Raw genomic sequence first — 26,010 nt, 5'->3', positions numbered from 1 at the left:
GTTGCCCCGGCCGCCCGCGCTTATTGCGCAGTCCTGACGACAGTCAAAGATGAGTGATAGATTCATGGGTAGTGCTAGCAGCGCTGATCGCCGCCCCCGTCCGAGGAGGCCGCACCTCATGAGTCCCTTCACCGGCTCCGCGACCCGCACGCCCGACTGGCAGCACCTGCGCTGCGAGTACGTCGACGGGGTCGCCACCGTCACCCTGGCCCGCCCCGAGAAGCTGAACGCCCTCACCTTCGGCGCCTACGCCGATCTGCGCGACCTGCTCGCCGAGCTGTCCCGCGAGAAGTCCGTACGGGCCCTGGTGCTGGCCGGCGAGGGCCGCGGCTTCTGCTCCGGCGGTGACGTCGACGAGATTATCGGGGCCACGCTCTCGATGAACACGTCCCAGCTGCTCGACTTCAACCGCATGACCGGGCAGGTCGTCAGGGCCGTACGCGAATGCCCGTTCCCCGTGATCGCGGCCGTGCACGGTGTCGCGGCCGGCGCGGGCGCGGTCCTCGCCCTGGCCGCCGACTTCCGGGTGGCCGACCCGAGCGCGCGCTTCGCCTTTCTCTTCACCCGCGTCGGCCTGTCGGGCGGAGACATGGGCGCCGCCTATCTGCTGCCGCGCGTCGTCGGTCTCGGCCACGCCACCCGCCTGCTGATGCTGGGCGAGCCGGTGCGCGCACCGGAAGCCGAGCGGATCGGCCTCATCAGCGAGCTGACGGAGGAGGGCCACGCCAACGAGGCCGCCCAGGCCCTGGCCCACCGCCTCGCCGAGGGCCCGGCCCTCGCGTACGCCCAGACGAAGGCCCTCCTGACCGCCGAGCTGGACATGCCCCTGTCCGCGTCGGTGGAGCTGGACGCCTCGACCCAGGCCCTGCTGATGAACGGCGAGGACTACGCCGAGTTCCATGCGGCGTTCACCGAGAAGCGGCCCCCGAAGTGGCGGGGGCGGTGACGGTGGCTCCGCCACCCAGAGGGCCCCTCCGGGTCGCCGTCGTCGGCGGAGGCCCCGGCGGCCTCTACGCGGCGGCTCTGCTGAAGCGCCTCGACCCGTCCCGCGAGATCGTGGTCTGGGAGCGGAACGCTCCCAATGACACCTTCGGCTTCGGTGTCGTCCTCTCCGACGAGACCCTCGGCGGTATCGAGCACGCCGACCCCGTTGTGTACGAGGCGCTGCGGGACGAGTTCGTGCGCTGGGACGACATCGATATCGTCCACCGGAACATCCGCCACACCTCCGGAGGACACGGTTTCGCGGCGCTCGGGCGGCGGAGGCTGCTGGAGATCCTGCATGAGCGGTGCCGTTCGCTCGGCGTCGAGCTGCGCTTTCGTACGCCGGCGCCGGACGTGGCGCGGCTTTCGGAGTCGTACGACCTCGTCGTCGCGGCGGACGGAGTGCACAGCGCCACGCGTGAGGCGTACGCGGAGGTCTTCCGGCCGCGGGTGACCACGCACCGCTGCCGCTATATCTGGCTCGCGGCCGACCTCCCGTTCGAGGCGTTCCGCTTCGAGATCGCGGAGACCGAGCACGGGGTTATGCAGCTGCACGGATACCCGTATGCGGCTGACGCCTCGACCGTCATCGTCGAGATGCGCGAGGAGGTGTGGGAGGCGGCCGGGTTCGCGGAGTCGGAGGTGCAGGAGTCCGTCGAACGGTGCGCCAAGATCTTCGCGGACGCGCTCGGCGGGCGGGCGCTGCGGTCCAACAAGTCGGCGTGGACGGCGTTCCGTACCGTCGTCAACGAGCGCTGGTCTCACGGCAACGTGGTCCTGCTCGGCGACGCCGCGCACACCGCGCATTTCTCCATCGGCTCCGGTACGAAGCTCGCCGTCGAGGATGCGCTGGCCCTGGCCGCCTGCCTGGAGGAACAGCCTTCGCTGGGCGCCGCGTTGAGTGCCTACGAGGAGGAACGGCGGCCCGTCGTCGCCTCCACGCAGCGGGCGGCGCGGGCCAGTCTGGAGTGGTTCGAGAACCTGGGGCTCTATCTCGACCAGCCTGCGCGGCAGTTCGCGTTCAATTTGCTCACCCGTAGCCGCCGGGTCACGCACGACAATCTTCGGCTGCGCGACGCTCGCTTCACCGAGAGCGTGGAGCGCGAGTTCGGCTGCCCGGCCGGTACGCCGCCGATGTTCACGCCGTTCCAGCTGCGCGGACTGACCCTGCGCAACCGGGTCGTGGTCTCGCCGATGGACATGTACTCGGCCGTGGACGGCGTACCCGGCGACTTCCACCTCGTCCACCTGGGCGCGCGGGCGCTCGGCGGCGCCGGGCTGGTGATGACGGAGATGGTGTGCGTGAGCCCGGAGGGGCGGATCACGCCGGGGTGCGCCGGTCTCTACACCGGGCAGCAGGCCGAATCCTGGCGGCGGGTCGTCGACTTCGTGCACGCGCAGGCGCCGGGGGCGGCGATCGGCGTACAGCTCGGCCACTCGGGCCGTAAGGGCTCCACCAAGGTGATGTGGGAGGGCATCGACGAGCCGCTGGACGAGGGCAACTGGCCGCTTGTGGCGGCGTCTCCGCTCCGCTATAAGCCGGAGAACCAGGTCCCGCGCGAGCTGACTCGCGCTCAATTGGCCGATGTACGCGAGCAGTTCGCGTCCGCCGTGCGGCGGGCCGCTCGCTGCGGGTTCGATCTGCTCGAACTCCACTGCGCGCACGGCTACTTGTTGTCCGGTTTCCTCTCGCCGCTGACCAATCGGCGTACGGATGCCTACGGCGGGACTCTGGAGAACCGTTTGCGCTTCCCGCTGGAGGTCTTCGATGCGGTGCGCGCCGTGTGGCCCGCGGAGCGCCCGATGACCGTGCGTATCTCGGCCACCGACTGGGCTGACGGCGGCACCACGGCGGATGATGCCGTCGCCATCGCGCGGGCCTTCGCCGCGCATGGCGCCGATGCGATCGACGTCTCTACCGGCCAGGTGGTGGCGGAGGAGCAGCCGGAGTACGGGCGCTCCTATCAGACGCCGTACGCCGACCGGATCCGTAACGAGACGGGGATTCCCGTGATCGCGGTGGGTGCCATCTCGTCATGGGATGACGTCAACTCTCTGATTCTGGCGGGGCGTACGGACCTTTGCGCGCTGGCCCGCCCTCACTTGTACGACCCGCACTGGACGTTGCACGCGGCGGCGGAGCAGGGCTATACGGGGCCCGGCGTCAGCTGGCCTGCCCCGTACAGGGCGGGCAGCCGACGCCCGCAGACGGGGCGTACGGATGCGCCTAAGCAGCGGCTCACGTTGGGGAGTTGAGGGTAACTCCCCAACGTGAGCCCTCCGGGCGGAGGGTTCGACTTCGTTGGCGAGTGCAGGTTGAGTGGGGCTGGTCGCGCCCACGCGGCGGAGCCGCAAATTGATACAGCCCCGCGCCCCCAAAATGCGCCCCACGGGGTGGGGGGTTTCTCTTCGTTGGCGAGTGCGGGTTCGTTGTGGCTTGTCGCGCAGTTCCCCGCGCCCCTGAAAGGGGCGCTCCACCGCACGTGGGTTAGCAGGGCGCCCTATCTGCTGTTGAGCTCGACCACACCTGCCGTCAGCGTCGCGTCTAAAGGGGCGCCCCCGGCACGTGGGCCAGGACGGTGTCCTACTGGAGCTCCACCATCCCCGCCGTCAGCGTCGCCCCATCCTCCGGGTCCATCAGCAGAAACGCCCCCGTCCTACGCGAAACCGCATAGTCGTCCAACGCCAGTGGCTCCGCCGTGCGCAACTTGACCTGACCCAAGTCGTTCGCGGCCAACTCAGCCGCCCCGCCCAGGTCCTTGACGATCGCCTTCACCGTCCGTGTCGTATGCCGGACCAGCACACGGTCGCCCACCCGCAACGGCCGGTCGGCGAGATGGCAGACGTTCGCCGAGACATCCTGCCTCAGCGCGGGTGCGTCCGACCCGGCGGTGAGCATGTCGCCGCGTGACACGTCGAGTTGGTCGGCCAGGCGCACCGTCAGTGACTGCGGGGCGTACGCGACGGGCGCGTCCTCGCCGAGTACGTCCAGGCCCGTGATCGTGGACGTCTCGCCGGAGGGATGTACCGTCACGCGGTCGCCGACACGCAGCGCGCCGGACGCCAACTGGCCTGCGTAGTAGCGGACTTCGTCGTGGCGGATCACGTACTGGACGGGGAACCGGGCCGGTTCGCGCGTCACGTCGCCGCCGACCGGGACCGTTTCCAGGTGCTCCAGGAGTGCCGGGCCCGCGTACCAGCCCATCTGCCTCGAACGGTCCACCACGTTGTCGCCGACCAGGGCCGACACCGGGATCGGAGTGAAGCCAGGCAGGACCAACTCGTCGGCGTGACCAGCGAAGTCAGCGACGATCCGGTCGAACTCCTTCTCCTCGTAGCCGACGAGATCCATCTTGTTGACCGCCAGCACCACGTGCGGCACCCGGAGAAGAGCCGCGATCGCGGCGTGCCGGCGGGTCTGCTCGACGACGCCGTTGCGGGCGTCGACCAGGATGACCGTCAGCTCGGCGGTGGAGGCACCCGTCACCATGTTGCGGGTGTACTGCACATGGCCGGGCGTGTCGGCGAGGATGAACCGTCGGCGGGGCGTGGCGAAGTAGCGGTACGCCACGTCGATGGTGATGCCCTGTTCGCGCTCGGCGCGCAGGCCGTCCGTGAGGAGGGCGAGGTCGGGCGCCTGCTGCCCCCGGCTCTGGGAGAAGCGCTCCACCGCCTCCAACTGGTCCGCGAGAACGGACTTGGAGTCGTGCAGCAGCCGGCCGACGAGCGTGGACTTGCCGTCGTCGACGGACCCCGCGGTCGCGAACCGCAGCGTGTCGATGGCGGCCGCGGCCACCGGATCGGTGAGGCCGGCCAAAGGATCGATGGTGCTGGTCACGGCTAGAAGTACCCCTCGCGCTTACGGTCTTCCATCGCGGCCTCGGACAGCTTGTCGTCCGCGCGCGTCGCGCCTCGCTCGGTGAGTCGGGAGGCGGCGATCTCCGCGATGACGTCCTTCAGGGTCACCGCGTCCGAATCCACCGCACCCGTACAGGACATGTCGCCCACCGTGCGGTAACGGACCTGCCGCTTCTCGACCTTCTCGTCCTCGCGGGGCCCGCCCCAGTCACCGGCGGTTAGCCACATGCCGTTCCGCTGGAAGACCTCACGGTGGTGCGCGAAGTAGATGGACGGCAGGGCGATCGCTTCTCGCGCGATGTACTGCCAGACGTCCAGTTCGGTCCAGTTGCTGAGCGGGAAGACCCGTACGTGCTCGCCGGGCGCGTGACGGCCGTTGTACAGGTTCCACAGCTCGGGCCGCTGCCGTCGCGGGTCCCACTGCGAGAATTCGTCCCGCAGCGAGAACACCCGCTCCTTGGCCCGGGCCTTCTCCTCGTCCCGGCGCCCTCCGCCGAACACCGCGTCGAACCGCTCGCTCTGGATCTTCTCCGTCAGCGGCACTGTCTGCAGCGGATTGCGCGTCCCGTCCGGCCGCTCCCGCAGCTTGCCCGCGTCGATGTACTCCTGCACGGAGGCCACATGCAGCCGCAGCCCGTGCTCGGCCACCACCCGGTCCCGGTACTCGATGACCTCGGGGAAGTTGTGCCCGGTGTCCACATGCAGCAGCGAGAAGGGAATCGCCGCCGGAGCGAACGCCTTCAGCGCCAGATGCAGCATGACAATCGAGTCCTTGCCGCCGGAGAACAGGATCACCGGCCGCTCGAACTCGCCCGCCACCTCACGGAAGATGTGCACACCCTCCGACTCCAGGGCGTCCAGATGGGACAGCGTGTACGCCCGCTCGGGGCTCACGGACGTCACACGAGCCCCCTCTCGGCCAGCACCGCGTATACGGCGTTCGCGGACTCCTCGGGCGTTTCCCCCTGGGTCTTCAGCGCGATGGCCGGGTCCAGCGGCGGCTCGTACGGGTCGTCGACGCCGGTGAGGCCGGTCAGCTGACCCGCGGCCTGACGGGCGTACAGGCCCTTGACGTCGCGCTCGGCGCACACCTCGACCGGAGTGGCGACATGCACCTCGATATACGGCGTCCCGCTCGCCTCGTGCCGTTTGCGCACCGCCTCGCGGCTGTCGGCGTACGGCGCGATGACCGGCACCACCGCCAGCACGCCGTTGCGGGCGAGGACTTCGGCGACCAGGCCGATGCGCTGCACGTTCGTGTTGCGGTCCTCGCGGGAGAAGCCGAGGCCCGCGGAGAGGAAGCGGCGGATCTCGTCGCCGTCGAGCACCTCCACGCGGTGGTTCTCGGAGCGCAGCCGGCCGGCGAGAATGCGGGCGATCGTGGTCTTGCCCGCGCTCGGCAGCCCGGTGAGCCAGATCGTGGCTCCCTGAGCCTTTGCCGTGTGGGTCATACGCGCAGTCCTTTCGGGGCGTCGGCGGTGCCGAGCCGTTGTTCGTGTAGTTCGGTGAACAGGGCTTCCCAGCGCGGGTGTACGGCGTCCGGGCCGTACGAGGCGGCCGTCATCACGGCCGCGACGCCCATCTCCGAACGCAGCGACTCGTCGGCCATCAACTTGGCCATGGCCTGGGCGAGCGCGTCCGGGTCCTCCGGCGGAACCAGCAGCCCGTCCACTCCGTGCGTGAGCACATCGGAGGGCCCGGTCGGGCAGTCGAAGCTCACCACGGGCAGTGCGTGGCTCATCGCCTCGATCATCACCATGGGCAGACCCTCGAAGCGTGAACTGAGCACGTAGAACGAGGCCTTGGCGAGTTCGTCGTCCAGCCGGTCCGTGTGGCCCATCAGGAACACATGGTTGTAGAGGTGGTGCTCCTCGATGAGGGCCCTCAGCTCGGCCTTCTTCTCACCGCTGCCGTAGATCCTCAACTGCCAGTCGGGGTACGTCTCGACGAGCTTCGACCAGGCCTCGATGAGCATGTCGAAGCCCTTCTGCGGGAAGAGCCGCCCGGCCGCCACGGCGATCTTCGCGTGATGGTCGGAGGGGACCTGGTCGAGCGAGTGCACGGCATTGGGGATGCGTACGACCCTGGTGCCGGGCAGCAGTTGCTCGTACTCCTGGCGGTCCCGCTCCGTCAGGACGGCGACCGCGTCGAAGCTCGGATAGGTCTCCCGGATGCGCTGTTGCACATCACGCTTGTGCGTGCCGTGGTTCATGTGCTCCTGGGCGATACGGACCACGCCGCCCGTCGCGTGCCGCGCGGCCAGGAAGTTGAGCGCGGGCCGGGTGGTCACCAGGACGCCGTCGTGCAGCGTGGACAGGTAGGCGATGAGCTGCTCCTCGACGTACCGGTTGAAGTACCGGTAGCCGAACTCGCCCGTGGGGATGTGCTTCCCGGGCCGCTCGAGCAGCCTGCTCCGGCGCCAGTCCTGCCAGCGGCCCGCGACCCCGGGCGGCGGGGTGTACGCGCCCTCCCGCAGGTCGACGACCGTGGAGACCGTCACCCGGGGGTCGAGCGGGAACTGGATGTCCTCGCGGCGGCGCAGCGCACTCACCAGCTCGACGTCCCAGCCCGCTCGCACAAGGGAGTTGGCCTGGTTCATCACCGTGCGGATGGTGCCGCCGCGGCCGTATGCGTGCAAGAGCAGATAGCGGACCTTCGGACGCTTTGGGGCCTCGTGCGCCGTAAGTCGGGGCGCCTGATTCCGGACGTTCATATCGCCTCTCCCGCAAGGGATTCCGGACGGCATTCCAGCGACAGGTTGTCCTTGACCGTGTAGTACGGACGGACACTCAGGCCGCTCACCCGCTGCTCGGGGAACACCATGATCTTCTTCTTGCCGCGGATGTCGTCGAGCTGCCGCCCGACCCGCAACTCCGCCTCGCCATCGGTGAGATGGAGGTCCCACTCCTCAACGTCCCCGCCGGCTTCCGCGTCACGGTCGGCGAGTTCGGAGCGGTCGGCGAGGTCGGCTATGGGCAGCTCGCTCTCGAAGCGGTCGCCCTTCACACGTGCGTCGTAGCGCAGCCGATGGTCGGTCCCGCGCAGCACGAGCAGCAGCCGCCAGCCGTCGGCGCTGTCGACGGCCCGGCCGTGAATGCGGCCCACGAGGCGTATCCGGCCGTCACGCGGCCAGACCTCGTCCACCTCGGCGTGCGGCCTCATGACAGATAACCCCAGGACGTACACATGGGGCGCAGCAGCTCCGGGATCTCGTCGTCCTTCGGCAGCGCACGTCCGGCCTGCACCTGACCGGACTTGATCTTGTCGCGCCAGTCGCCGAGCCCCTTGACCACCTGCGAGTCGTCCTTCTTGCCGTACTCGAGCATCGACGGCTCGAAGTCCACATCGAGGAACCCGCACAGGCTCCGCATCTCCTTCTCGGGATCGGCGGTGATGTCCTCGTAGCGCACGGTGTGGCCGCCGGTGATGCCCTTACGGGCCTTCTCCACGGCCTTCATATAGCGCAGCGCGTCGGCCGCCGCCTCGTCGTAGGTGCGCTTCTCGGGGTCGCCCTCGTGCCAGGACTTGGCGATGGACACCGGGTGGCGGAGCAGGAAGACGAAGCGAGCGTCGGGCCAGCAGTCCTGGATGCGCTGGTAGACGAAGGCGTTGCTCGGCGTCTTCTCGACCAGGAAGTCCTTGCCCGATTTGACCAGTTCACGGTGCAGCACCCGGTCCCACAGCAGATGCTCCAGGTCACCGAGCTCCAGGTCGAGGGCGCTCATGGCGCGCTGCGACAGCTTGCTGCCGTAGTCGACCTCGAGCCGGCGGATGTGCGTCTCGTGCGGGGAGTGCAGTCGTGAGTGCGCGTTCAGGAGCATGCGTAGGAGAGTCGAGCCGGAGCGCACGGGCGACATGATGAAGACCGGCTTCCGCAGCAGTCGGTCCGTCTCCAGGTCCTCGGCCGTGGGGCGTCGGTACACCGGCGTGGGCCGCTTGGCGGATTTCGCCGGTGCGGCCTTCGGCTGCTTCGGTGCGGCGGGGGCGGTGGGCGCCCTGTGCACCTGGAGGCCGGTGGTGGCGGTGAGCGCCCGGTTGAGATTGCGCATCAGACTCATGCGTCGCAAACCTAGGTAAGAAATATGAGAAGAGGCTAGGAGAGCGCTGAGCGTTGCCCGAGCTGAGGTTAATGTGACGCAACTCATGTTGCTGCACGTTTGGTTCAGATTTCGGACAGCCCAGCCGGTACTCCCGCAAAGGCGGCGCCGGCGTCCCGCAACCGCTCGTGCAGCGCCCGGAAGACGGCCGCCGAGCGGGCCCCCGGCCAGTCCGCCGGCAGCAGCGCGGGCGGCAGCCCGGGATCGGCGTACGGGAGATGGCGCCAGGAGTCGAGGGCGAGCAGATAGTCCCGGTATGCCTCCTGGGGCGGAGTGTCCGGCCGTGCCTCCCAGTCGTGCAGCACGCGCGCGTGGCGGTCCAGAAACTCCTCGTGCTGCTTGGCGATCGACGCCAGGTCCCACCAGCGCGCGACCGCTTCGGCCGTCGCCGCGAAGCCCAGGTGCCGGCCGCGGAACAGCTCCACATACGCGTCGAGACGTAGCCGTTCCAACGTATGACGGGTCTCTTCGTAGAGGCGGGCCGGCGCGAGCCACACCCCGGGAGCGGCCGTTCCGAAGCCGAGGCCCGCGAGGCGGGAGCGCAGCACATGCCGCTTCTGCCGCTCGGACTCCGGCACGGAGAACACCGCTAGCACCCAGTCGTCGTCCTCGGGGGGCGCCGCCGCGTAGACCCGCCGATCGCCGTCGTCGAGCAACTGCCGTGCGTCCGGCGACAGTTCGTACCCGGCCGCACCCGTCGCCGTACGCGCCGACAGAAGCAGCCCGCGGCGTTTGAGCCGGGACACGGACGACCGTACGGAGGGCGCGTCCACGCCGGCCGCGGCCAGCAGCCGGATCAGCTCGGCGACCGGTACGGGACCGGGCACGAAGCGCCCGTACGCGCCATAGAAGGTGACGATGAGGGACCGGGGAGTGTGCTGCTCGGACACGTTGATCATTCTAGGTGGTCGGCATCATGCCTGGTCACCATGCGTGGACTGGAGATCGCTTTCCGTGCCCCCGGAACTGTGTTCCGTGTGGCCCGGGTTGACGCCCGTACGCAATCGGTAGCGCTGCAGCTTCCCCGTCGCCGTCCGCGGCAGCGCGTCCATGAAGACGATCCGGCGCGGGCATTTGTACGGCGCCAACTCGGCCTTGACGAAGGCACGCAGCGCCTCGGGGTCCCGGCGCGCTCCGGCCCGCAGCACCGCGTACGCCACCACGGCCTGGCCGCGGCTCTCGTCGGGCAGCCCGACGACCGCTGTCTCCACCACGTCCGGGTGACGCAGCAGCGCGTCCTCGACCTCCGGGCCCGCGATGTTGTACCCGGCGGAAATGATCATGTCGTCCGCGCGCGCGACATAGCGGAAGTAGCCGTCGGTCTCCCGGACATATGTGTCGCCGGTGATGTTCCAGCCGTCGCGTACGTACTCCGACTGCCGTGGGTCGGCGAGATAGCGGCAGCCGACCGGACCGCGCACGGCCAGCAGTCCGGGCTCCCCGTCGGGCACGGGCTCGCCGTTCTCGTCCTGCACGCGCGCGTGCCACCCCGGTACGGGAACGCCCGTGGTCCCCGGACGGATGTCGTCGTCGGCCGCGGAGATGAAGATGTGAAGCAGCTCGGTGGCGCCTATGCCGTTGATGAGGCGCAGTCCGGTGCGCTCGTGCCAGGACTGCCAGGTTGCGGCGGGCAGGTTCTCGCCCGCGGACACACAGCGCCTGAGCGAGGAGATGTCGTACGAGTCCAGCTCCTGCAGCATCGCGCGGTACGCGGTCGGCGCGGTGAACAGCACGGACACGCGGTGCTCGGCGATCGCGGGCAACAGCTGCTTGGGGCCCGCCTGTTCGAGCAGCAGCGCGCTGGCGCCCGCGCGCATCGGGAAGACGACCAGTCCGCCGAGCCCGAAGGTGAAGCCGAGCGGGGGACTGCCGGCGAAGACGTCGTCGGCGTGCGGCCGCAGCACGTGCTCGGAGAAGGTGTCCGCTATCGCCAGGACGTCACGGTGGAAGTGCATACAGCCCTTGGGGCGGCCCGTGGTGCCGGACGTGAACGCGATGAGGGCGACGTCGTCGGCGGCGGTGTCCACGGCGGGGTACGGCTCGTCGGGGGTTCCGGGGCTCACCCGGCGCCGTATTCGGTGCAGGAGGTCGTCGGGGGCGTCCCCGCCGTACGTCGTGATCCGCAGCCCGGGGATCTCCGCCTTCGCGAGGTCGTCCACGGACCGGATGTCGCACAGCGCGTGCCCGACCCGCGCGATCTCGCACATGGTGGCCAGCTCGTGGGGGCGCTGCTGGGCGAGCACGGTGACGGCGACCGCGCCCGCCTTCAGGACGGCCAGCCAGCACGCGGCCAGCCAGGGCGTGGTGGGCCCGCGCAGCAGGACGCGGTTGCCGGGCACCACGCCGAGCTCGGAGGTCAGTACGTGCGCGATCCGGTCGACTCGGGTGCGCAGATCGCCGTACGTCCATGAGTCGCCGGACGGCGTACGGAAGATCGTGCGGTCCGGCGCGGCCTGGTCGAGGAGCTCGGCGGCACAGTTCAGCCGTTCGGGGTAATGAAGCCCTGGGAGGTCGAAGCGGAGCTCGGGCCACTGGCCGGGGGGTGGGAGATGGTCGCGGGCGAAGGTGTCGACGTGGGCCGAGGTCGTCGGCCGCCCGGTGTCGATGGCGTCCCTGGAGTCCGTGTGTTCCATGGCGGTTCGCCCCCTGTGTCGTGGTGGGCTCGCGCATCGAGCGTATCGTGTTGGTGACGACAGTCAACGGCCCGCGATAGCCTTGCGGTATGGCCCGACTGGGGCCCGTCCGGGATGACCCACCGGGCAGGCCCTGGGGGAGAAGGGACCCGCGTAATGACCGCATTCTCGCTCGATCCGGAACAATCCGCCTGGTGCGCGAAGCTATGGGCCGTCGCCGCCGACTGTCTGCGTCCTCTGGCCGAGAAGGGCGAGCCGGGCCACGTCAATCGCCCCCTCCTCGCGGAACTGGCCCAACTCGGCCTCCTGAAGCGCCTGTTCACCTCCGGCGCGCTCGACCTGTGCCTGATGCGCGAGTCCCTCGCCTACGCCTGCACGGAAGCGGAGACGGCCCTGGCTCTCCAGGGCCTGGGCGCCCACCCGGTCCACGCGTACGGAACCCCGGCCCAGCGCGACCGCTGGCTGCCCCGCGTCGCCGAGGGCACGGCGGTGGCGGCCTTCGCCCTGAGCGAGCCGGGCGCGGGCTCGGACGCCGCGGCGCTGGCGCTGCGGGCGGAACCGGACACGTCGCCGCAGGCCGAACCCGACGGCGCGCACCAGTGGCGCCTCACCGGCGAGAAGTGCTGGATCTCCAACGCACCCGAAGCCGACTTCTACACCGTCTTCGCCCGCACCACACCCGACGCCGGCGCCCGCGGAGTGACCGCCTTCCTCGTCCCCGCCGACCGCCCCGGCCTCACCGGCACCCCCCTCGACATGCTCTCCCCGCATCCCATCGGCAGCCTCGCCTTCGACGCCGTACCGGTGAACGCGGGCGACATCCTCGGCGAACCCGACCGCGGCTTCCGCGTCGCGATGAACACCCTCAACCTGTTCCGCCCGAGCGTCGGCGCCTTCGCGGTCGGCATGGCCCAGGCCGCGCTGGACGCCACCCTCACCCACACCGCGGGACGCGAAGCGTTCGGCGGCAAGCTGAGCGATCTCCAGGCGATCGCTCATCAAGTGGCCGAGATGGCCCAGCGGACGGAGGCGGCTCGCCTGATGGTCTACGCGGCGGCAGCGGCGTACGACGCAGGCGCCCCCGATGTCCCGAAACGCGCCGCGATGGCGAAGCTCCTCGCCACCGAGACCGCCCAGTACGTGGTCGACGCGGCCGTCCAACTGCACGGCGCCCGCGCCCTGCGCCGCGGCCACCTCCTGGAACACCTCTACCGCGAGGTACGCGCCCCACGGATCTACGAGGGGGCGAGCGAGGTCCAACGGACGGTCATCGCAAAGGAGTTGTACAGGGAGCTGGCCACCAGGGACCCGCAGGCGGAGGAGGACAGCGCATGACCACCGAGCGCATCAACCCACCCGAACTCTCCCCACCCACCGGCTTCTCCCACGCCGTCACCGCCACCGGCTCCCGCGTCGTCTACCTCGCCGGCCAGACCGCCCTGGACACCGAGGGCAAGGTCGTCGGCACCACACTCCCCGACCAGTTCGAGCACGCCCTGACGAACCTCCTCACGGCCCTGCGCGCAGCCGGAGGCACCCCCACCGACCTGGCCCGCGTCACCGTCTACACCACGGACGTGGCCGAGTACCGCAAGCACGCCCCCGAACTGGGCCGCATCTGGCGCAAGTTGGCAGGCTCCGACTATCCGGCGATGGCGGTCCTCGGAGTCGTACGCCTCTGGGACACCCAGGCGCTGGTGGAACTGGACGGGGTCGCGGTCCTGCCGTAGATGCCCGGGGCTACGCGCCGAGGTCGGATCTGGCACTGCGCCCCTTAAAGGAGGCCGCAGGCCTTCCTTTAAGGGGCGCGGGGAACTGCGCGACCAGCCACAACGGACCCGCAGCCTGAAACCGCGCAACCCAGCGGAGCGGACCGTCGCCGGAACGGGCGACATGGACTCGCCACCGAAGGAGTGACGGTCACGGCCATCGCGACGAGTGCCGGGTACCTCTGGGAATCCCAGCCTAGGAGGTATTCCGATGTTCCTACGCAAGATGGTCGGCGTGGCCGCCGGTGCGGCGCTGCTGATGCTCGCCGCCCCGGTCGCCACCGCTCTCGGTGAGCCGGCCGGCCCCGAGCCCACCGAGCCCCCCACCGCCAGCAGCACCACCACGGCCACCGCCGAGGTGGTGACCGTCGACGAGACCGGCCGGATCGCGGCGGACGGCACCGTCACCCTCTCCGGCACCTACCGCTGCACCGACGCCTCCGGCCCGGTGTACGTGGGCTCGTCGCTGGCGCCGCGGGAGACCAGCTATGTGCGGTACGGCATCGGCGGCACCCGCGCGGTCTGCGACGGAGAGCTGCACGCCTGGACGAACACCGGGCGGACGCCCCTGGACCGTCTCCAGCCCGGACCGGCCTATGTCGAGGCCACGTTGATGGAATTGCGTGGCAGCGGCGGCATCCTCAACCTGCCCCAGCCGCGGCTCCACGCGACCGAAGAGCAGGAGATCACGCTCGTCCGGACCTGACACCCCGCACAGACCTCGTCCACGGAACATCCGGCCCGGAGACGCCCTATGTCTCCGGGCCAGAAGCAAGGAGCGCGGGATGTTGTCAGTCGTGGTGCCCTGCTTCAACGAGGAGCAGGTACTTGAGGCGTTCAACGACGAACTCCACGCGCGGCTCGACGAACTCGGGGAGCCGTACGAGGTGGTGTTCGTCGACGACGGGTCCACCGACGGCACGCTCTCCCTGCTGCGCGCCTTCGCCTTCCGTGACCCTCGCGTCCGCTACCTGTCCCTGTCACGGAACTTCGGCAAGGAGGCCGGACTGCTCGCCGGCCTGCGCGAGGCCACCGGGGACCACATCGCCCTCATGGACGCCGACCTCCAGCACCCGCCCGCCCTGCTCGGCAAGATGCTCGACCTGCGGCGCGAAGGCTTCGACCAGGTCGTAGCCCGCCGCTCGCGCAACCACGACGGCCGGCTGCGGACCCTGCTGAGCCGTGGCTACTACCGGCTCCTCAACCACTGGGCGGACGTCGAACTCGTCGACGGCGCCGGTGACTTCCGCCTCCTCTCGCGCCGCGCCGTGGACGCGCTCGTGGAACTGGGCGAGCGCAACCGCTTCTCCAAGGGCCTGTTCTCCTGGATCGGCTTCAGCACCGTCTTCTTCGACTACCAGGACACTCCGCGCGCCGGAGGCGACAGCAAGTGGAGCTACCCCAAGCTCCTCAACTACGCGGTGGACGGCCTGGTCTCTTTCAACAGCCGCCCCCTGCGACTGGCCCTCCACCTCGGGCTCCTGCTCTCCGGACTGGCCCTGACCTACGCCGCATGGACGGTCGGCGCCGTGCTCATCGGCGGTGTCACGGCACCCGGGTATGTCACCCTGCTCGTCGCGATCACCGGCTTCGGCGGTATGCAGATGGTGCTGCTCGGTCTGATCGGCGAGTACATCGGCCGGGTCTACTACGAGTGCAAGCAGCGCCCGCACTACCTGGTGAGCGAGCGCCAGCCCGCGGACGTCGGCCGTTCGCCCGCTCTGCGGACCCGCTCCTCGTGAAGGGGCAGCTCCTGCGGTTCGCGCTGGTCGGGGCCGTCAACACCGGGACGTACTACGCCCTTTACCGGCTGCTGTGCCTGTGGACGCCGTATCTGGCCGGGCATGTCCTGGCGACCCTGCTGAGCATGATCGGCTCCTTCTTCATGAACGTCCGCTTCACCTACCGCACCAACCCGAGCTGGCAGAAGTTCGTGCTGTTCCCGCTCACGAACGCCGCGAACCTCCTGCTGACCACGGTCGGGGTGTACGCGCTGGTCTCCGGCCTCGGCATGGACGCGCGGATCGCCCCGCTGATCGCCGCCGTCGGCGCGATCCCCGTCACCTTCCTGATCGCCCGCCGCATCCTGGTGCCGGCATGAAGACCCGCCTCGCCGGACCCGGCCTTGCCGCGGCGATCGCCATGGCCGCCTTCGTCCTCTCGGGCGCGGTGCGCGGAACGTATCCCTTCGGGGACCGCTCTCGCGCCGTCAACGACCTCGGCAACCAGTTCGTGCCCTTCCACGCCCACCTGTGGGACCTGCTGCACGGCACCGCGTCCGGCGACCTCTTCTTCAACTGGAACAGCGCCTTCGGAGTGCCGTACTGGGCGGACTTCGTCAGCTTCCTCGGCAACCCCTTCTCGCTGCTGGTCGCGGCCTTCCCGCGCCGCCAGGTCGACCTGGGCGTGTACGTGGGTGAGTGCCTGAGCATCGGGCTCGGCGCGGCCGTCATGACGCTGTGGCTGCGGCGGCTGCAGCCCGGCCCCTGGTGGCAGTCGGGCCTGCTCGGCGTCGCGTACGGACTCTCGGGCTGGACGCTCAACGACGGCGCGTTCGACCCGATGTGGCTGTGGGGCCTGACGGCGTTCCCGCTGATGCTGCTCGCACTCGACCGCTGCACGCGCGAGCGCGGCTGGCTGTGGGCCGCGCCGATGGTGGGTGTGGCCTGGGCGGGGAACTTCTACACAGGGTTGATGGCCGCCGTGGGGACCGTCGTGGTCGGTGCCGTGCTGCTGGCCACGCGCGAGTGGAGCCGGACGGGGCTTCTGCGGTTCCTCGGCCGTACGGCCCTCACCTTCGCGCTCGGTACGTTGCTCGCCGCGCCCGTGATCTGGCCCGCGTATCTGGCCGCCGCGGGGGCCCAGCCGATTCCCGCGCTGCCTTACAGCCGTCCGCCCGCGTTGGAGTATCTGCTCCAACTGCTGCCCACCCAGCGGGGGTTCGGCAGCCTGCCCCGGTTCTTCGTGGGCATGCTCGCACTGCTGCTGGTGCTCGCCTTCCCGCTCTGCCGGCACATCCCCGTGCGTACGCGGGTGGCGTGGTGCGTGGCGCTGCTCGCCGTCGTCGCCTCCTTCTGCTCGCTGCCCACGGTCAGGCTCTGGTACGGGCTCTCGCTGCCCAACGGCAGTCCGTACCGTGCGACGTTCGTGCTCTCCGGCCTGCTGGTCTCGGTCGCGTGGCTGTGCCTCGCCCACCGGCCACGGTTCGGGCCGCTGCTCGCCGCGGGTGCGGCCGTCTGCGTTCTCGCCGCCGCGTCCGTGCGCAACGAGAACGGTGTGAGTCATCTGACCTGGTTCGTGGTTCTCGGCTCGGGCGGGCTCACGCTCGGGCTCCTGTTGCTGCTCGTTCGGAGGCGAGGTGGTCGGCTGGTCGCCGCCGCGCTCGCTGTGCTCGTACTCGCCGAGTCCGCGGCCAGCGGTGTCGCCGTCGACCAACAGCGCCACAAGCTGGCCTTCTATACCCCCAAGCCCACCTGGGGCGCCCGGCACGACGCGGTACGCGAGGCCGTCACGAGGGTCGCCGACTGGCCCGCTCACCGCACCGACACCGGCCCGCCCGAGATCGTCAACAACGACCCCCAGCTCCTGGGCAGCGAGGGCCCCGCCTACTACAGCAGCTACGTGCCGAAGCAGACCGCCCGCCTGCTGCGGCGCCTCGGCTACTCCTGGACCATGTACGGCCGCCATCTGATCCCCCAGGACAACCCGGTCGCCGACGCGGTCTTCTCCGTCGGCGCCCGCATCCGGCACACGGACGGTCCGGGACCGGTACGCGTCGAACGCGTTCCCGCGCCTCCGCTGGTGACCGTCCACCCACGCCGGGCACCCCAACTCCCGCCCGGTTCCTCGGCGTTCGCTTACCAGCAAGCGGCGCTGGGACATCAGGTGTACGAGCAGCCGCGGATCTCCTTCGCCGGTGCGCACGGCCCGGCATCGCGGCGCGCGACAGGCCCGTACAGGCTGACCGCCGCGGGAGCCCCGTACCGGATCACCGCCCGCTGCCGCCCCGGCAGCCGCCTGTACGTCGACGGCTCCTGGACCGACGCGATGCTCGCGGGGCCCGGCGGCAGATCCGTACGCCTGTGGGGTGAGCGCCCAGAGAAGGCGGTGGCCACCAAGCCGCTCGGCACTGTCCCGGCGGACGGCCGCGTCACGGTCACGATCTCCACGGTGTTCCGGGACACCGAACTGCCGCGCTCGCCTCTAGCCTGCCTGGATCCGGCCGCACTCCGGCAGGCGATCACGGACCTGCGCGCCCGGGGCGCCACGCACGTCGCGGCGGGCGGTCACAGCGTGCGGGCCACACTCCCGGCAGGCTCTGCGGGCATGGCCGTCATCGCCACCGCGCGCGTGCCGGGCTGGCGCTGCGCGGTCGACGACGGCCCGATGCGTGCCCCGCAGAGCCGACTGGGCCTGATCGCGGTCCCACTGCCGAAGAACGCTGCCTCCGAGCACCAACTCCGTTGCTTCTTCCGCCCACCCGGCCTGCGCGTGGCGTCGGCGGCGAGCGCGGGAGCGGTGGTGGTGCTGGTGGGGCTGACCGCACTACTTCGCCGAAGGACGGGGCGTGCGCCCGATCTCAGCAGGTCCGGCGGTAAGGCAGTCCGGGAAGGAAGCGCTGCCACTCCTCTCGGGTGAGGTTCTGGTCGAGGGTGGCGCAGAGTTGCGTCGTCACTCGGCGTGGGGCGGTGGTCCAGAGGCAGGCCGTGTGGTCGTCGGCCGCGGTGGCGAGGGTGCGGCCGTCCGGGGCGAAGGCTACGGCCAGTTGCTCAAGGGTCGTTGACAGCCGTTCAGCGGTTGGTGACCAGCAGGCCGCGGCTGCGCAGCACCCGCCGCTCGAGCGGGCTGAAGATCAGCAGATCGATGGCGATACCGACCAGGAGGATCAGGAAGATGGCCAGGAACACCTGCGACATGCTGGAGTTGGTCCGCCCGTTCTCCAGCAACTGGCCGAGGCCGACGCCCAGATCAGGCGAGGAGGCGATGATCTCGGCGGCCATCAGCGAACGCCAGGAGAACGCCCAGCCCTGCTTCAGCCCCGCCAGATAGCCGGGGAGGGCCCCGGGCATCACGATGTGCCGGGCCTCGAGCAGCCCCGTCGCGCCTAGTGTCCGCCCGGCCCGCAGGAACAGCGGCGGGATCTGGTCGATGCCGGCGACGAGGCCGTTGGCGATGGACGGGACCGCGCCGAGCAGGATCACGGCGTACATCATCGAGTCGTTCAGGCCCAGCCAGAGTACGGCGGGCGGCACCCAGGCCACCGACGGCAGCGACTGCAGACCGGACAGGATGGGGCCGATGGCCGCCCGGACGAACCTCACCCGGGCGACCAACAGGCCGAGCGGCGTACCGATGGCGAGCGCCATCAGGAAGCCGAGCAGACCGCGCGAGACGCTGGTCCAGATGTAGTCGAGAAGCGTGCCCTGCAGCCAGGCCGCGGACACCTCGTCCCACACCGCGGACGGTGAGGGCAGCTTGTAGGCGGGGACGACCGCCGCCCACACCAGCAGCTGCCAGACCACGAGCACCAGCGCGACCGCGGTGACCGGCGGCAGCACCTTGCGTACCAGGGTCTCGCGCAGTGGCGTACGGCTGACCTGCACCGTGTCCAGCGCGTCGAGCCCGGCCTCAAGTCCCGCCAGATCGTGCGAGTTGTCCTGGGGCTCCCCGGCTGCCGGAGAGCCCTCTTTCTTGCTCTCGGCGCCGGTGTCAGTGCTGGCCATGGCGGCGGATCTCCCTGCGTAGTTCTTCGGTGATGTCGGCGGCCAGCTCGGCCACCGCGCTGTCCTCGATGCGGCGCGGCTGCGGGATGCCGACCTTCCACTCCCGGGCGATCCGCCCCGGCCGCGAGGACAGCAGCACCACCCGCTGCGCCAGCCGCACCGCCTCCCGCACGTTGTGCGTCACGAACAGCACCGAGAGTCCCGTCTCGCGCCAGATGCGGGTCAGCTCGTCGTGCAGCACGTCACGGGTGATCGCGTCCAGCGCCGCGAACGGCTCATCCATCAGCAGCAGTCGGCTGTCCTGCGCCAGCGCACGGGCCAGGGCCACCCGCTGGCGCATACCGCCCGACAGCTCGTGTACCCGCTTGCCGTACGAGCCCTTCAGCCGTACGAGTTCCAGCAGCCGTTCCGTCTCCTGACGGCGCTCCGGCTTCGCGACCCCGCGCAGCTTCAGGGCGAGCTCGATGTTCTTGCCCGCGGTCAGCCACGGGAACAGTGCGTGCTCCTGGAACAACAGGGCGGGTCGGCCTTCCGTGCCGATCGAGCCGGCGGACGGCAGGTCAAGCCCCGCGACCAGGTTCAGCAGCGTCGACTTGCCGCAGCCGGAGGCCCCCAGGAGGGTGACGAACTCGCCGGGCGCGACATCGAGCGTGATGTCGTCCAGTACGAGCTGCTGTCCGCCGGGCGTGCCCGGCGCGGGGAAGGACTTCGAGACATGCTCGATACGGGCGGCGTACGTCACCGCCGTGGCGTCCTCGGCAGCCTTGGCGAACGTGGTGGCCATGGTCGTCACCTCCTGGGAACTCATCGGGCCTGTTTGTCGGTTACTCGTTACTCGGCGCCGAGACCGGCGTCGTCGACCTCGTCCTGGCCCTCGGCCTTGAGGACCTTGTTGAGCGGTGCGAGGTCGTAGATGCCCTTCAGATCGGGCTTCTCCAGCAGACCGGCCTTCACCGCGTGCTCCGCCTCGGTGTTGAGGGTGGCGGCCAGCGGGTCGTCGAGGAAGGCGATGGACTTCCAGGCCGGGTCGATGACTTCGGCGGGCAGCGCCTTGCCGGACTCCTCCTTCAGCGCCTCGTTGGCGGCGGCCTTCGCCTTCTCCGGGTTGGCGTTGATCCAGGCGTTGGTCTTCACCGAGCCACGCAGCACGGCCTCGACGACGTCCGGGTGCTCCTTGAGGAACTTCTGCGACACGATGATGTTCGTGATCACGAACTTCTTGTCCGGCCACAGATCGGCCTCGTCCAGCAGCACCTTGCCGCCCTCGGCGACCAGCTTGGACGCGGTCGGCTCCGGCACCCAGGCGCCGTCGATGGAACCGGACTTGTAGGCGTCGGGGGTGATCTTGTTGTCCGTGCGGACCACGGACACATCGCCCCCGCCGCTCTGCGGGTCGACCTTCCAGCCCTTCTCCGCGATCCAGTTGAGGAACGCGACGTCCTGCGTGTTGCCGAGCTGCGGCGTGGCGATCTTCTTGCCCTTGACGTCGTCCAGGGACTTGATCTTGTCCGGGTTGACGACGAGCTTCACGCCACCGGAGGCGGAACCGCTGATGATGCGCAGGCTCTTGCCGTTCGACTTGGTGTAGCCGTTGATGGCGGGGGAGGGGCCGATCCAGCCGATGTCGATGGACCCGGCGTTCAGCGCCTCGATTTCGGAGGGGCCGGCGTTGAAGGTCGACGGCTTGATCTTGGTGCCGCCGAGCTCCTTCTGGAGCAGGCCCTCCTGGACGCCGACCAGGGCGGTGGCGTGGGTGAGGTTGGGGAAGTAGCCGATCTTCACCTCGTCGAGGCCGTCGATCTTCTTGGCGTTCGCCGCGACCTCCGTCTGCTTGTCGTCGTCAGCGGAATCGGCGCCGTAGCCGCAGGCGGTGAGCAGAAGAGGCAGCGCGGCGATGACGGCGATGGTGCGCAGGGCGGTGAGCGGTCTTGCGGCAGACACGGAGGTGTCCTCTCAGGGATGGGCGATCAGGGGGTACGAAAACGAGGCGTACTGATGTGTTGTCGGTACGCACCAGCACTCCACTCCTCGGCCTCGGCGGCACGCATGCCGTCGCGGGCTGAGAGCGGAACGTGGGGGGAGTGGTCCGCGGAGGCTGTCCGATCCGAAGGCGGAGGCGGAGGCGGAGGCGGAGCGGGAACGGGAGCGGGCGGGGAGGCAGTCCTGGTTCGGGCGGAGTCAGGTTCTGCGAGTCAGACGGGCCGACAGATGGCGCTGGACGTACGACCGAGGTCGATATGACGGCGCGAGGTCAGGAGGGGCAACAACTCGCCTGTGCGGTCGAGCGTTCGCATGGCCACCCCCGTATTTCCCTAGTTTTCCTACCCGGTTGCTAGGGATCGTGGCAGAAGGAGGCGCCTACCCCAAGGGGGTGTTCGTATGGTGGACAATGTCATCTCGGATTATGGGATCGACCGTGAGTGGCCCAGCGTGTCCGGGGTTTCGCCCAGGAGCCCGGGGCTGGTCAACACAGCTACCTCGGCGAGGAGTTGGGCCGATGCGACGTCACCGAGCCGCCGGGCAGGGCGCGTGCCGCTGCCCGGCGGCCGCTGTGCAGGGCTCAGGCCGCGGCGGGCGTGTAGTGGGCGGCTTCGTCGCCCTCGACGACGTGACTGAGGGTGCCGTCGACACCGGCCGGGACGTCTCCCGCGACGGTCACCCTGTGCAGCAGGCGCGGCAGGTCGCCGTAATCGTCGGGGGCGTAGTGCTGGGTGATGCGGTTGTCGAACAGGACGAGGTCGCCCGGCGCCCAGGCCACCCGCACGATGTTCTCCGGGCGGGTGACGTACGACTGGAAGATGCGCAGCAGGTCGCGGGATTCGGAGGAGCCGAGGCCGACGATGCTCTGGGCGAAGCCGCCGATGAACAGCCCGCGCTCCCCGGTCTCGGGGTGGACCCGGACGACCGGGTGCGCGGTGCGGTACTTCCGGGAGACGAACCGCCTGCGGTGTTCGGCCGCCTTCTCGCTCTTCGGGGCGGCGTAGTCGTAATCGTTGGTGTGCACCGCCCACAGCTTGTCCGCCAGCTCGCGCAGCGGCTCCGGCAGATCCCGGTACGCGGCGGCCGAGTTGGCGATCAGGGTGTTGCCGCCGTAGGGCGGGATCACGATGCTGCGCAGCGTGGACGCCTTCGGGGGCGTACGGACGAAGGTGACGTCCGTGTGCCATTGGTTGGCGCGGATGCCCTCGTCGCCGTCGACGGGCAGGATGTGGGGCTGGCCGTCGACGGAGGGGACGGTCGGGTGCGCGGTGGTGAGTTCGCCGAAGAGGGCGGCGAAGCGGAGCTGGCCCGCGTCGTCGAGGTGCTGGTTGCGGAAGACCAGCGCCTTGTGTTCCAGGAGAGCGGAGTTGATCTCGGTGACGACGGCGGGGTCGAGGTCGGTGGACAGGTCCACGCCGAGGATCTCGGCGCCGATACGGCCGCCGATCCGGCGGATGTCGAAGCCGGTGCTGATGGTCATTGCAGGTGTTCCTTTCAGGAGGTGATCAGCGGGTGATCAACGGGGAGTTGATCAGCCGGGAGGTCGTCAGGAGGTGATGGGCAGGGAGGTGCTCGGCTGCGGGGCCGCCGCCGGCCACCAGGACGTTCGTGGTGAGGTCCAGCCCGGTCATGCGGGCCGCCCTTCTGCTGCGGCTGCGGCTGTGGCTGCCGCGGCCAGGCGGTTGGCGGGGCGGGTCAGGCCGTAGTGCTCGCGCAGGGTGCGGCCGGTGTACTCGGTGCGGAAGAGGCCGCGCCGCTGCAGGATCGGGACGACGTGGTCGACGAAGTCCTCCAGGCCGCCCGGCAGATGGGGCGGCATGATGTTGAAACCGTCGGCGGCACCCTGGGTGAACCACTCCTCGAGCTGGTCGGCTATCTGCTCGGGGGTGCCGGCGAAGACGCGGTGGCCGCGTCCGGCACCGAGGCGGGCGATGAGTTCGCGCAGGGTGAGGCCGTCGCGGCGGGCGAGTTCGGCGACGAGCGTGAAGCGGCTCTTGTTGCCGTTGATGTCCCGCTCCTCGGGGAGTTCGGGCAGCGGCCCGTCCAGCGGCAGCCCGGTCAGGTCGGTGCCGAGCATGCCGGACAACTGGGTGAGCCCGTACTCGGGGACCTGGAGGTCCGTCAGTTCCTGTTCGAGCGCGAGGGCTTCTGCCTCGGTCGAGCCGATCACGGGGGCGATGCCGGGCAGAACCAGCAACTGGTCCTCGGTGCGGCCGTAGCGGACGAGCCGTGACTTGAGGTCCTTGTAGAAGGCCTGGCCGTCGGCGAGGGTCTGCTGGGCGGTGAAGACGGCCTCGGCGTACTGGGCGGCGAACTCCTTGCCGTCCTCCGACGAACCGGCCTGCACCAGCAGCGGGTATCCCTGCGGGGTGCGCGGCACGTTCAGCGGGCCCTGCACCCCGAAGTACGTTCCTCGATGGTTGATCTCCCGCACCTTGTCGGTGTCCGCGTAGACGCCACGCTCCCGGTCGAGCAGGATCGCGTCGTCCTCCCAGCTGTCCCACAGCTTGGTCGCGACCTCGACGAACTCCCGCGCCCGCTCGTAGCGCAGCCCGTGCTCCAGGTGGTCGTCCTGCCCGAAGTTGCGGGCCTCGTTCACGGTGCCGGAGGTGACGATGTTCCAGCCGGCCCGGCCGCCGCTGATGTGGTCCAGGGAGGCGAACTTGCGGGCGGTGTGGAAGGGCTCGTTGAAGGTGGTGGAGACGGTGGCGATCAGGCCGACGTGCTCGGTGACCGCCGCCAGGGCGGACAGCAGGGTGAGCGGCTCGAAGCCGCCGAGCGCGTTGTGCCGGACCTTGCCCCACAGGGCGAGCCCGTCGGCGAGGAAGACCGAGTCGAGCAGGCCGCGTTCGGCGGTCTGTACGAGCTGCTGGAAGTAGCGCAGGTCGGTGACCCGTTCGGGCTGGGTACGCGGATGGCGCCAGGCGGCGTCGTGATGGCCGGCGTTCATCAGGAAGGCATTGAGATGCAGTCGACGGGGGCTGGTCGCGGTCATGGGGTTCCTCGGATCGGGGGCGGTGAGACGCGAAGAGCAAGGAGACGAGCGGGGCAGGAGACGAGCGGGGGCAGGAGACGAGCGGCGCGGTGCGACGTGACCGGGTGGCAGCGGGACGAGAGGGCGGCCGAGTCAGCCGTCAGCCGGTACGCATCAGCCGTCGGCCGGTGCGCGCCAGGAGCTGAGCCGCCGCTCCACGGTGACCAGGAGCTGGTTGAAGGCCACGCCGATCGCGGAGATCGTGATGATGCCCGCGTACATCTGCGGGATCGCGAAGTTGTACTGCGAGGCGTTGATCAGATAGCCGAGTCCCGCCTTGGCGCCGATCATCTCGGCGGCGACCAGCACCAGGATGGACACCGCTCCTGCCAGCCGGATGCCGGTGAACATCACCGGTACCGAGGCCGGCAGGATGACCTTCTGGAACAGCCGGGGCGCGGAGAGGTTCATCGACTTCGCCAGCTTCAGCAGGGTCGGGTCGACGTTGCGGACCGCGCTGATGGTGTTGAGCAGGATCGGCCAGGTGCACGCGTACACCACGATGGAGATCTTCGAGGTCTCGCCGATGCCCAGCAGCAGTACGAACACCGGCAGCAGGGCCAGCGCCGCGGTGTTGCGGAACACCTCGAGCAGCGGTCCCAGGAGGTCGGCGACCGGCCGGTACCAGCCGATCAGCAGGCCGAGCGGCACGGCGACGGCCACGGCGAGACCGAATCCACTGAACGAACGCGTCAGGCTGGCACGCGCGTTGTCGGCGAGCTGACCGTCGGCGGCCAGCCCCCACCAGGCGTCGGCGACCTCGCTGAACGGCGGCAGGAAGGTTCGGTCGACCAGGCCGAGTCGCGGTGCGGTCTCCCACAGCAGGAGCAGAGCCACGATCGCAACGGACTTGGTCGCCCCCTTGACCAGCAGGTACGGCAGACGGCGGACCGCATGGCGGAACCGGGCCGCCGTGGAGCGGACCTGGCGCACGCCGGCCGGCGATGCGTCATGTGGCGTCGGCACAGCGGACACCGTGGATGTAGTGGACGTAGCGGGGGAAACGGCCGGGACGGGCTCGGCGGCGCTCACCACGCCCGGCGCCGTGGTCTTCTTCTCGGTGGCCGTGCCGGTTGTGGGGCTCATACGGAAGCCTCCTCCTTCTCCAACTGCTGGGCCCTGGCCACCTCGTCGTGCAGCAGCGACCAGATCTCGTGCCGGTGGCGCGCGAACTCGGGACTGGAGCGGAGGTCGTCCGTCGCCGTACGGGAGTCGAAGGCGACCGGCACGATCTGCTTGATGCGGCCCGGCCGGGACGTCATGACGGCGACGCGCTGTCCCAGGTAGACGGCCTCGTCGATGCCGTGCGTGATGAAGACGACGGTCTTGCCGGTGCGCTGCCAGATGCGCAGCAGTTCGTCCTGCAGCGACTCCCGGGTCTGGGCGTCCAGCGCGGCGAACGGCTCGTCCATCAGGAGCACATCGGGGTCGTAGGCGAGGCTGCGAGCGATCGCCACCCGCTGCCGCATCCCGCCCGACAACTCGTGCGGATGGCGGTCCTCGAACCCGGTCAGGCCGACCAGATCCAGGAACTCCCTGGCTCGAGCGGCACGTTGACGTCGTGGGACGCCGGTGGCCTCCAGGCCGAACTCGACATTGCCCTGGGCCGTCCGCCACGGCAGCAGCGCGTACTGCTGAAACACGACGCCCCGGTCCAGGCCCGGGCCGGTGACGGGTGTGCCGTCCAGCAGGATCCGTCCGCCGGTGGGTTGGGTGAGGCCGCCGAGCAGATCCAGCAGCGTGGACTTCCCGCAGCCGCTGGGACCGACCAGGACGACGAACTCGCCGGCGGCTATCTCCAGATCGATGCCGTCGAGGGCGGTGAACCGGGTTGCCCGCCGGGCCCTCGTCCGGTCCTTGACGGTGAAGTCCTTCCGTACGTCCTCGAACACGATCTTGGGGGTGGTGGGTTCCGTGGTGGATTCCGGCATG

25 protein-coding genes are annotated in these 26,010 nt (G+C 69.9%); 8 read left to right on the top strand and 17 right to left on the bottom strand.

The window, feature by feature from the left end; translation table 11 throughout:
* Positions 1-118: 118 nt before the first annotated feature.
* Together ACQEVY_RS11600 and ACQEVY_RS11595 are read left to right on the top strand one after the other, a co-directional pair.
* The gene (locus ACQEVY_RS11600) at positions 119-946 is read left to right on the top strand and encodes an enoyl-CoA hydratase family protein (RefSeq protein WP_432947511.1); all 828 of its coding nucleotides are present in this window, start codon (positions 119-121) and stop codon (positions 944-946) included.
* Positions 943-3,240, top strand: a complete 2,298-nt coding sequence (locus tag ACQEVY_RS11595) for a bifunctional salicylyl-CoA 5-hydroxylase/oxidoreductase (RefSeq protein WP_432955175.1) — start codon at positions 943-945, stop codon at positions 3,238-3,240. The genes ACQEVY_RS11600 and ACQEVY_RS11595 overlap by 4 nt, the downstream gene beginning before the upstream one ends.
* 328 nt (positions 3,241-3,568) lie before the next feature.
* Here ACQEVY_RS11595 and ACQEVY_RS11590 read toward each other — a convergent pair whose 3' ends face one another.
* The 8 genes from ACQEVY_RS11590 to ACQEVY_RS11555 all read right to left on the bottom strand — a co-directional run bounded on the left by ACQEVY_RS11590 (position 3,569) and on the right by ACQEVY_RS11555 (position 11,572).
* Positions 3,569-4,822 carry a sulfate adenylyltransferase subunit 1 gene (locus tag ACQEVY_RS11590; protein WP_432947509.1) on the bottom strand — a complete coding sequence of 418 codons (1,254 nt, stop codon included), beginning with the start codon at positions 4,820-4,822 and terminating at the stop codon, positions 3,569-3,571.
* Positions 4,823-4,824: 2 nt separating this feature from the next.
* Positions 4,825-5,745, bottom strand: coding sequence for a sulfate adenylyltransferase subunit CysD (gene cysD, locus ACQEVY_RS11585; RefSeq protein WP_432947507.1), 921 nt, complete (start codon positions 5,743-5,745; stop codon positions 4,825-4,827).
* The gene (gene cysC, locus ACQEVY_RS11580; protein WP_432947505.1) at positions 5,742-6,293 is read right to left on the bottom strand and encodes an adenylyl-sulfate kinase; all 552 of its coding nucleotides are present in this window, start codon (positions 6,291-6,293) and stop codon (positions 5,742-5,744) included. The genes cysD and cysC overlap by 4 nt, the downstream gene beginning before the upstream one ends.
* Positions 6,290-7,555: a glycosyltransferase family 4 protein gene (locus ACQEVY_RS11575; protein WP_432947503.1), complete on the bottom strand. Its 1,266-nt coding sequence runs from the start codon at positions 7,553-7,555 to the stop codon at positions 6,290-6,292. The genes cysC and ACQEVY_RS11575 overlap by 4 nt, the downstream gene beginning before the upstream one ends.
* On the bottom strand, positions 7,552-8,004 hold the full coding sequence (locus ACQEVY_RS11570) for a hypothetical protein (RefSeq protein ID WP_432947501.1): 453 nt from the start codon (positions 8,002-8,004) through the stop codon (positions 7,552-7,554). The genes ACQEVY_RS11575 and ACQEVY_RS11570 overlap by 4 nt, the downstream gene beginning before the upstream one ends.
* A complete protein-coding gene (locus tag ACQEVY_RS11565; protein ID WP_432947499.1) occupies positions 8,001-8,900 on the bottom strand; it encodes a sulfotransferase family protein in 900 nt (299 codons plus the stop codon). Before ACQEVY_RS11565 ends, ACQEVY_RS11570 begins: the two co-directional genes overlap by 4 nt.
* 104 nt (positions 8,901-9,004) lie before the next feature.
* Positions 9,005-9,838: a PaaX family transcriptional regulator gene (locus ACQEVY_RS11560; RefSeq protein WP_432947497.1), complete on the bottom strand. Its 834-nt coding sequence runs from the start codon at positions 9,836-9,838 to the stop codon at positions 9,005-9,007.
* A gap of 15 nt (positions 9,839-9,853) precedes the next feature.
* Entirely contained in the window at positions 9,854-11,572 is a 1,719-nt protein-coding gene (locus ACQEVY_RS11555) for an AMP-binding protein (protein ID WP_432947495.1), read from the bottom strand.
* 156 nt (positions 11,573-11,728) lie between these two features.
* Here ACQEVY_RS11555 and ACQEVY_RS11550 point away from each other — a divergent pair, with 156 nt between their 5' ends.
* The 6 genes from ACQEVY_RS11550 to ACQEVY_RS11525 all read left to right on the top strand — a co-directional run bounded on the left by ACQEVY_RS11550 (position 11,729) and on the right by ACQEVY_RS11525 (position 17,979).
* Positions 11,729-12,907, top strand: a complete 1,179-nt coding sequence (locus ACQEVY_RS11550; RefSeq protein ID WP_432947493.1) for an acyl-CoA dehydrogenase family protein — start codon at positions 11,729-11,731, stop codon at positions 12,905-12,907.
* Complete coding sequence (locus ACQEVY_RS11545; protein ID WP_432947491.1) at positions 12,904-13,302, top strand: RidA family protein; 399 nt, start codon at positions 12,904-12,906, stop codon at positions 13,300-13,302. The genes ACQEVY_RS11550 and ACQEVY_RS11545 overlap by 4 nt, the downstream gene beginning before the upstream one ends.
* A gap of 250 nt (positions 13,303-13,552) precedes the next feature.
* A complete protein-coding gene (locus tag ACQEVY_RS11540; protein ID WP_432947489.1) occupies positions 13,553-14,047 on the top strand; it encodes a DUF6299 family protein in 495 nt (164 codons plus the stop codon).
* Between the two features lie 79 nt (positions 14,048-14,126).
* Entirely contained in the window at positions 14,127-15,083 is a 957-nt protein-coding gene (locus ACQEVY_RS11535) for a glycosyltransferase family 2 protein (RefSeq protein WP_432947487.1), read from the top strand.
* Positions 15,080-15,442 carry a GtrA family protein gene (locus ACQEVY_RS11530; RefSeq protein ID WP_432947485.1) on the top strand — a complete coding sequence of 121 codons (363 nt, stop codon included), beginning with the start codon at positions 15,080-15,082 and terminating at the stop codon, positions 15,440-15,442. Before ACQEVY_RS11535 ends, ACQEVY_RS11530 begins: the two co-directional genes overlap by 4 nt.
* Positions 15,439-17,979: a YfhO family protein gene (locus ACQEVY_RS11525; RefSeq protein ID WP_432947483.1), complete on the top strand. Its 2,541-nt coding sequence runs from the start codon at positions 15,439-15,441 to the stop codon at positions 17,977-17,979. The genes ACQEVY_RS11530 and ACQEVY_RS11525 overlap by 4 nt, the downstream gene beginning before the upstream one ends.
* 152 nt (positions 17,980-18,131) lie before the next feature.
* Here the strand turns inward: ACQEVY_RS11525 and ACQEVY_RS11520 are convergent, their stop codons facing one another.
* From ACQEVY_RS11520 to ACQEVY_RS11480, 9 genes are all read right to left on the bottom strand, one after another.
* Positions 18,132-19,064, bottom strand: coding sequence for an ABC transporter permease (locus ACQEVY_RS11520; protein ID WP_432947481.1), 933 nt, complete (start codon positions 19,062-19,064; stop codon positions 18,132-18,134).
* Complete coding sequence (locus tag ACQEVY_RS11515; RefSeq protein ID WP_432947479.1) at positions 19,051-19,848, bottom strand: ABC transporter ATP-binding protein; 798 nt, start codon at positions 19,846-19,848, stop codon at positions 19,051-19,053. Before ACQEVY_RS11515 ends, ACQEVY_RS11520 begins: the two co-directional genes overlap by 14 nt.
* Before the next feature lie 47 nt (positions 19,849-19,895).
* The gene (locus tag ACQEVY_RS11510; protein WP_432947477.1) at positions 19,896-21,005 is read right to left on the bottom strand and encodes an ABC transporter substrate-binding protein; all 1,110 of its coding nucleotides are present in this window, start codon (positions 21,003-21,005) and stop codon (positions 19,896-19,898) included.
* A 251-nt stretch (positions 21,006-21,256) separates the two neighbouring features.
* Positions 21,257-21,358 carry a putative leader peptide gene (locus tag ACQEVY_RS11505; RefSeq protein ID WP_432947475.1) on the bottom strand — a complete coding sequence of 34 codons (102 nt, stop codon included), beginning with the start codon at positions 21,356-21,358 and terminating at the stop codon, positions 21,257-21,259.
* Between the two features lie 266 nt (positions 21,359-21,624).
* The gene (locus tag ACQEVY_RS11500) at positions 21,625-22,524 is read right to left on the bottom strand and encodes a TauD/TfdA dioxygenase family protein (RefSeq protein WP_432947473.1); all 900 of its coding nucleotides are present in this window, start codon (positions 22,522-22,524) and stop codon (positions 21,625-21,627) included.
* A gap of 25 nt (positions 22,525-22,549) precedes the next feature.
* Positions 22,550-22,675 carry a hypothetical protein gene (locus ACQEVY_RS11495; RefSeq protein WP_432947471.1) on the bottom strand — a complete coding sequence of 42 codons (126 nt, stop codon included), beginning with the start codon at positions 22,673-22,675 and terminating at the stop codon, positions 22,550-22,552.
* Positions 22,672-24,039: an LLM class flavin-dependent oxidoreductase gene (locus ACQEVY_RS11490; RefSeq protein WP_432947469.1), complete on the bottom strand. Its 1,368-nt coding sequence runs from the start codon at positions 24,037-24,039 to the stop codon at positions 22,672-22,674. Before ACQEVY_RS11490 ends, ACQEVY_RS11495 begins: the two co-directional genes overlap by 4 nt.
* Before the next feature lie 153 nt (positions 24,040-24,192).
* The gene (locus tag ACQEVY_RS11485) at positions 24,193-25,164 is read right to left on the bottom strand and encodes an ABC transporter permease (protein WP_432947467.1); all 972 of its coding nucleotides are present in this window, start codon (positions 25,162-25,164) and stop codon (positions 24,193-24,195) included.
* Positions 25,161-26,009 (bottom strand): ABC transporter ATP-binding protein, encoded by an 849-nt coding sequence (locus ACQEVY_RS11480; RefSeq protein WP_432947465.1) that lies wholly within the window; start codon positions 26,007-26,009, stop codon positions 25,161-25,163. The genes ACQEVY_RS11485 and ACQEVY_RS11480 overlap by 4 nt, the downstream gene beginning before the upstream one ends.
* Position 26,010: the final 1 nt, after the last annotated feature.

The organism is Streptomyces sp. CA-288835 (assembly GCF_050936385.1).
Lineage (GTDB): Bacteria > Actinomycetota > Actinomycetes > Streptomycetales > Streptomycetaceae > Streptomyces.
Note: the sequence above shows the minus strand (reverse complement) of the source record. Positions and strands in the feature narration are given on the sequence as shown.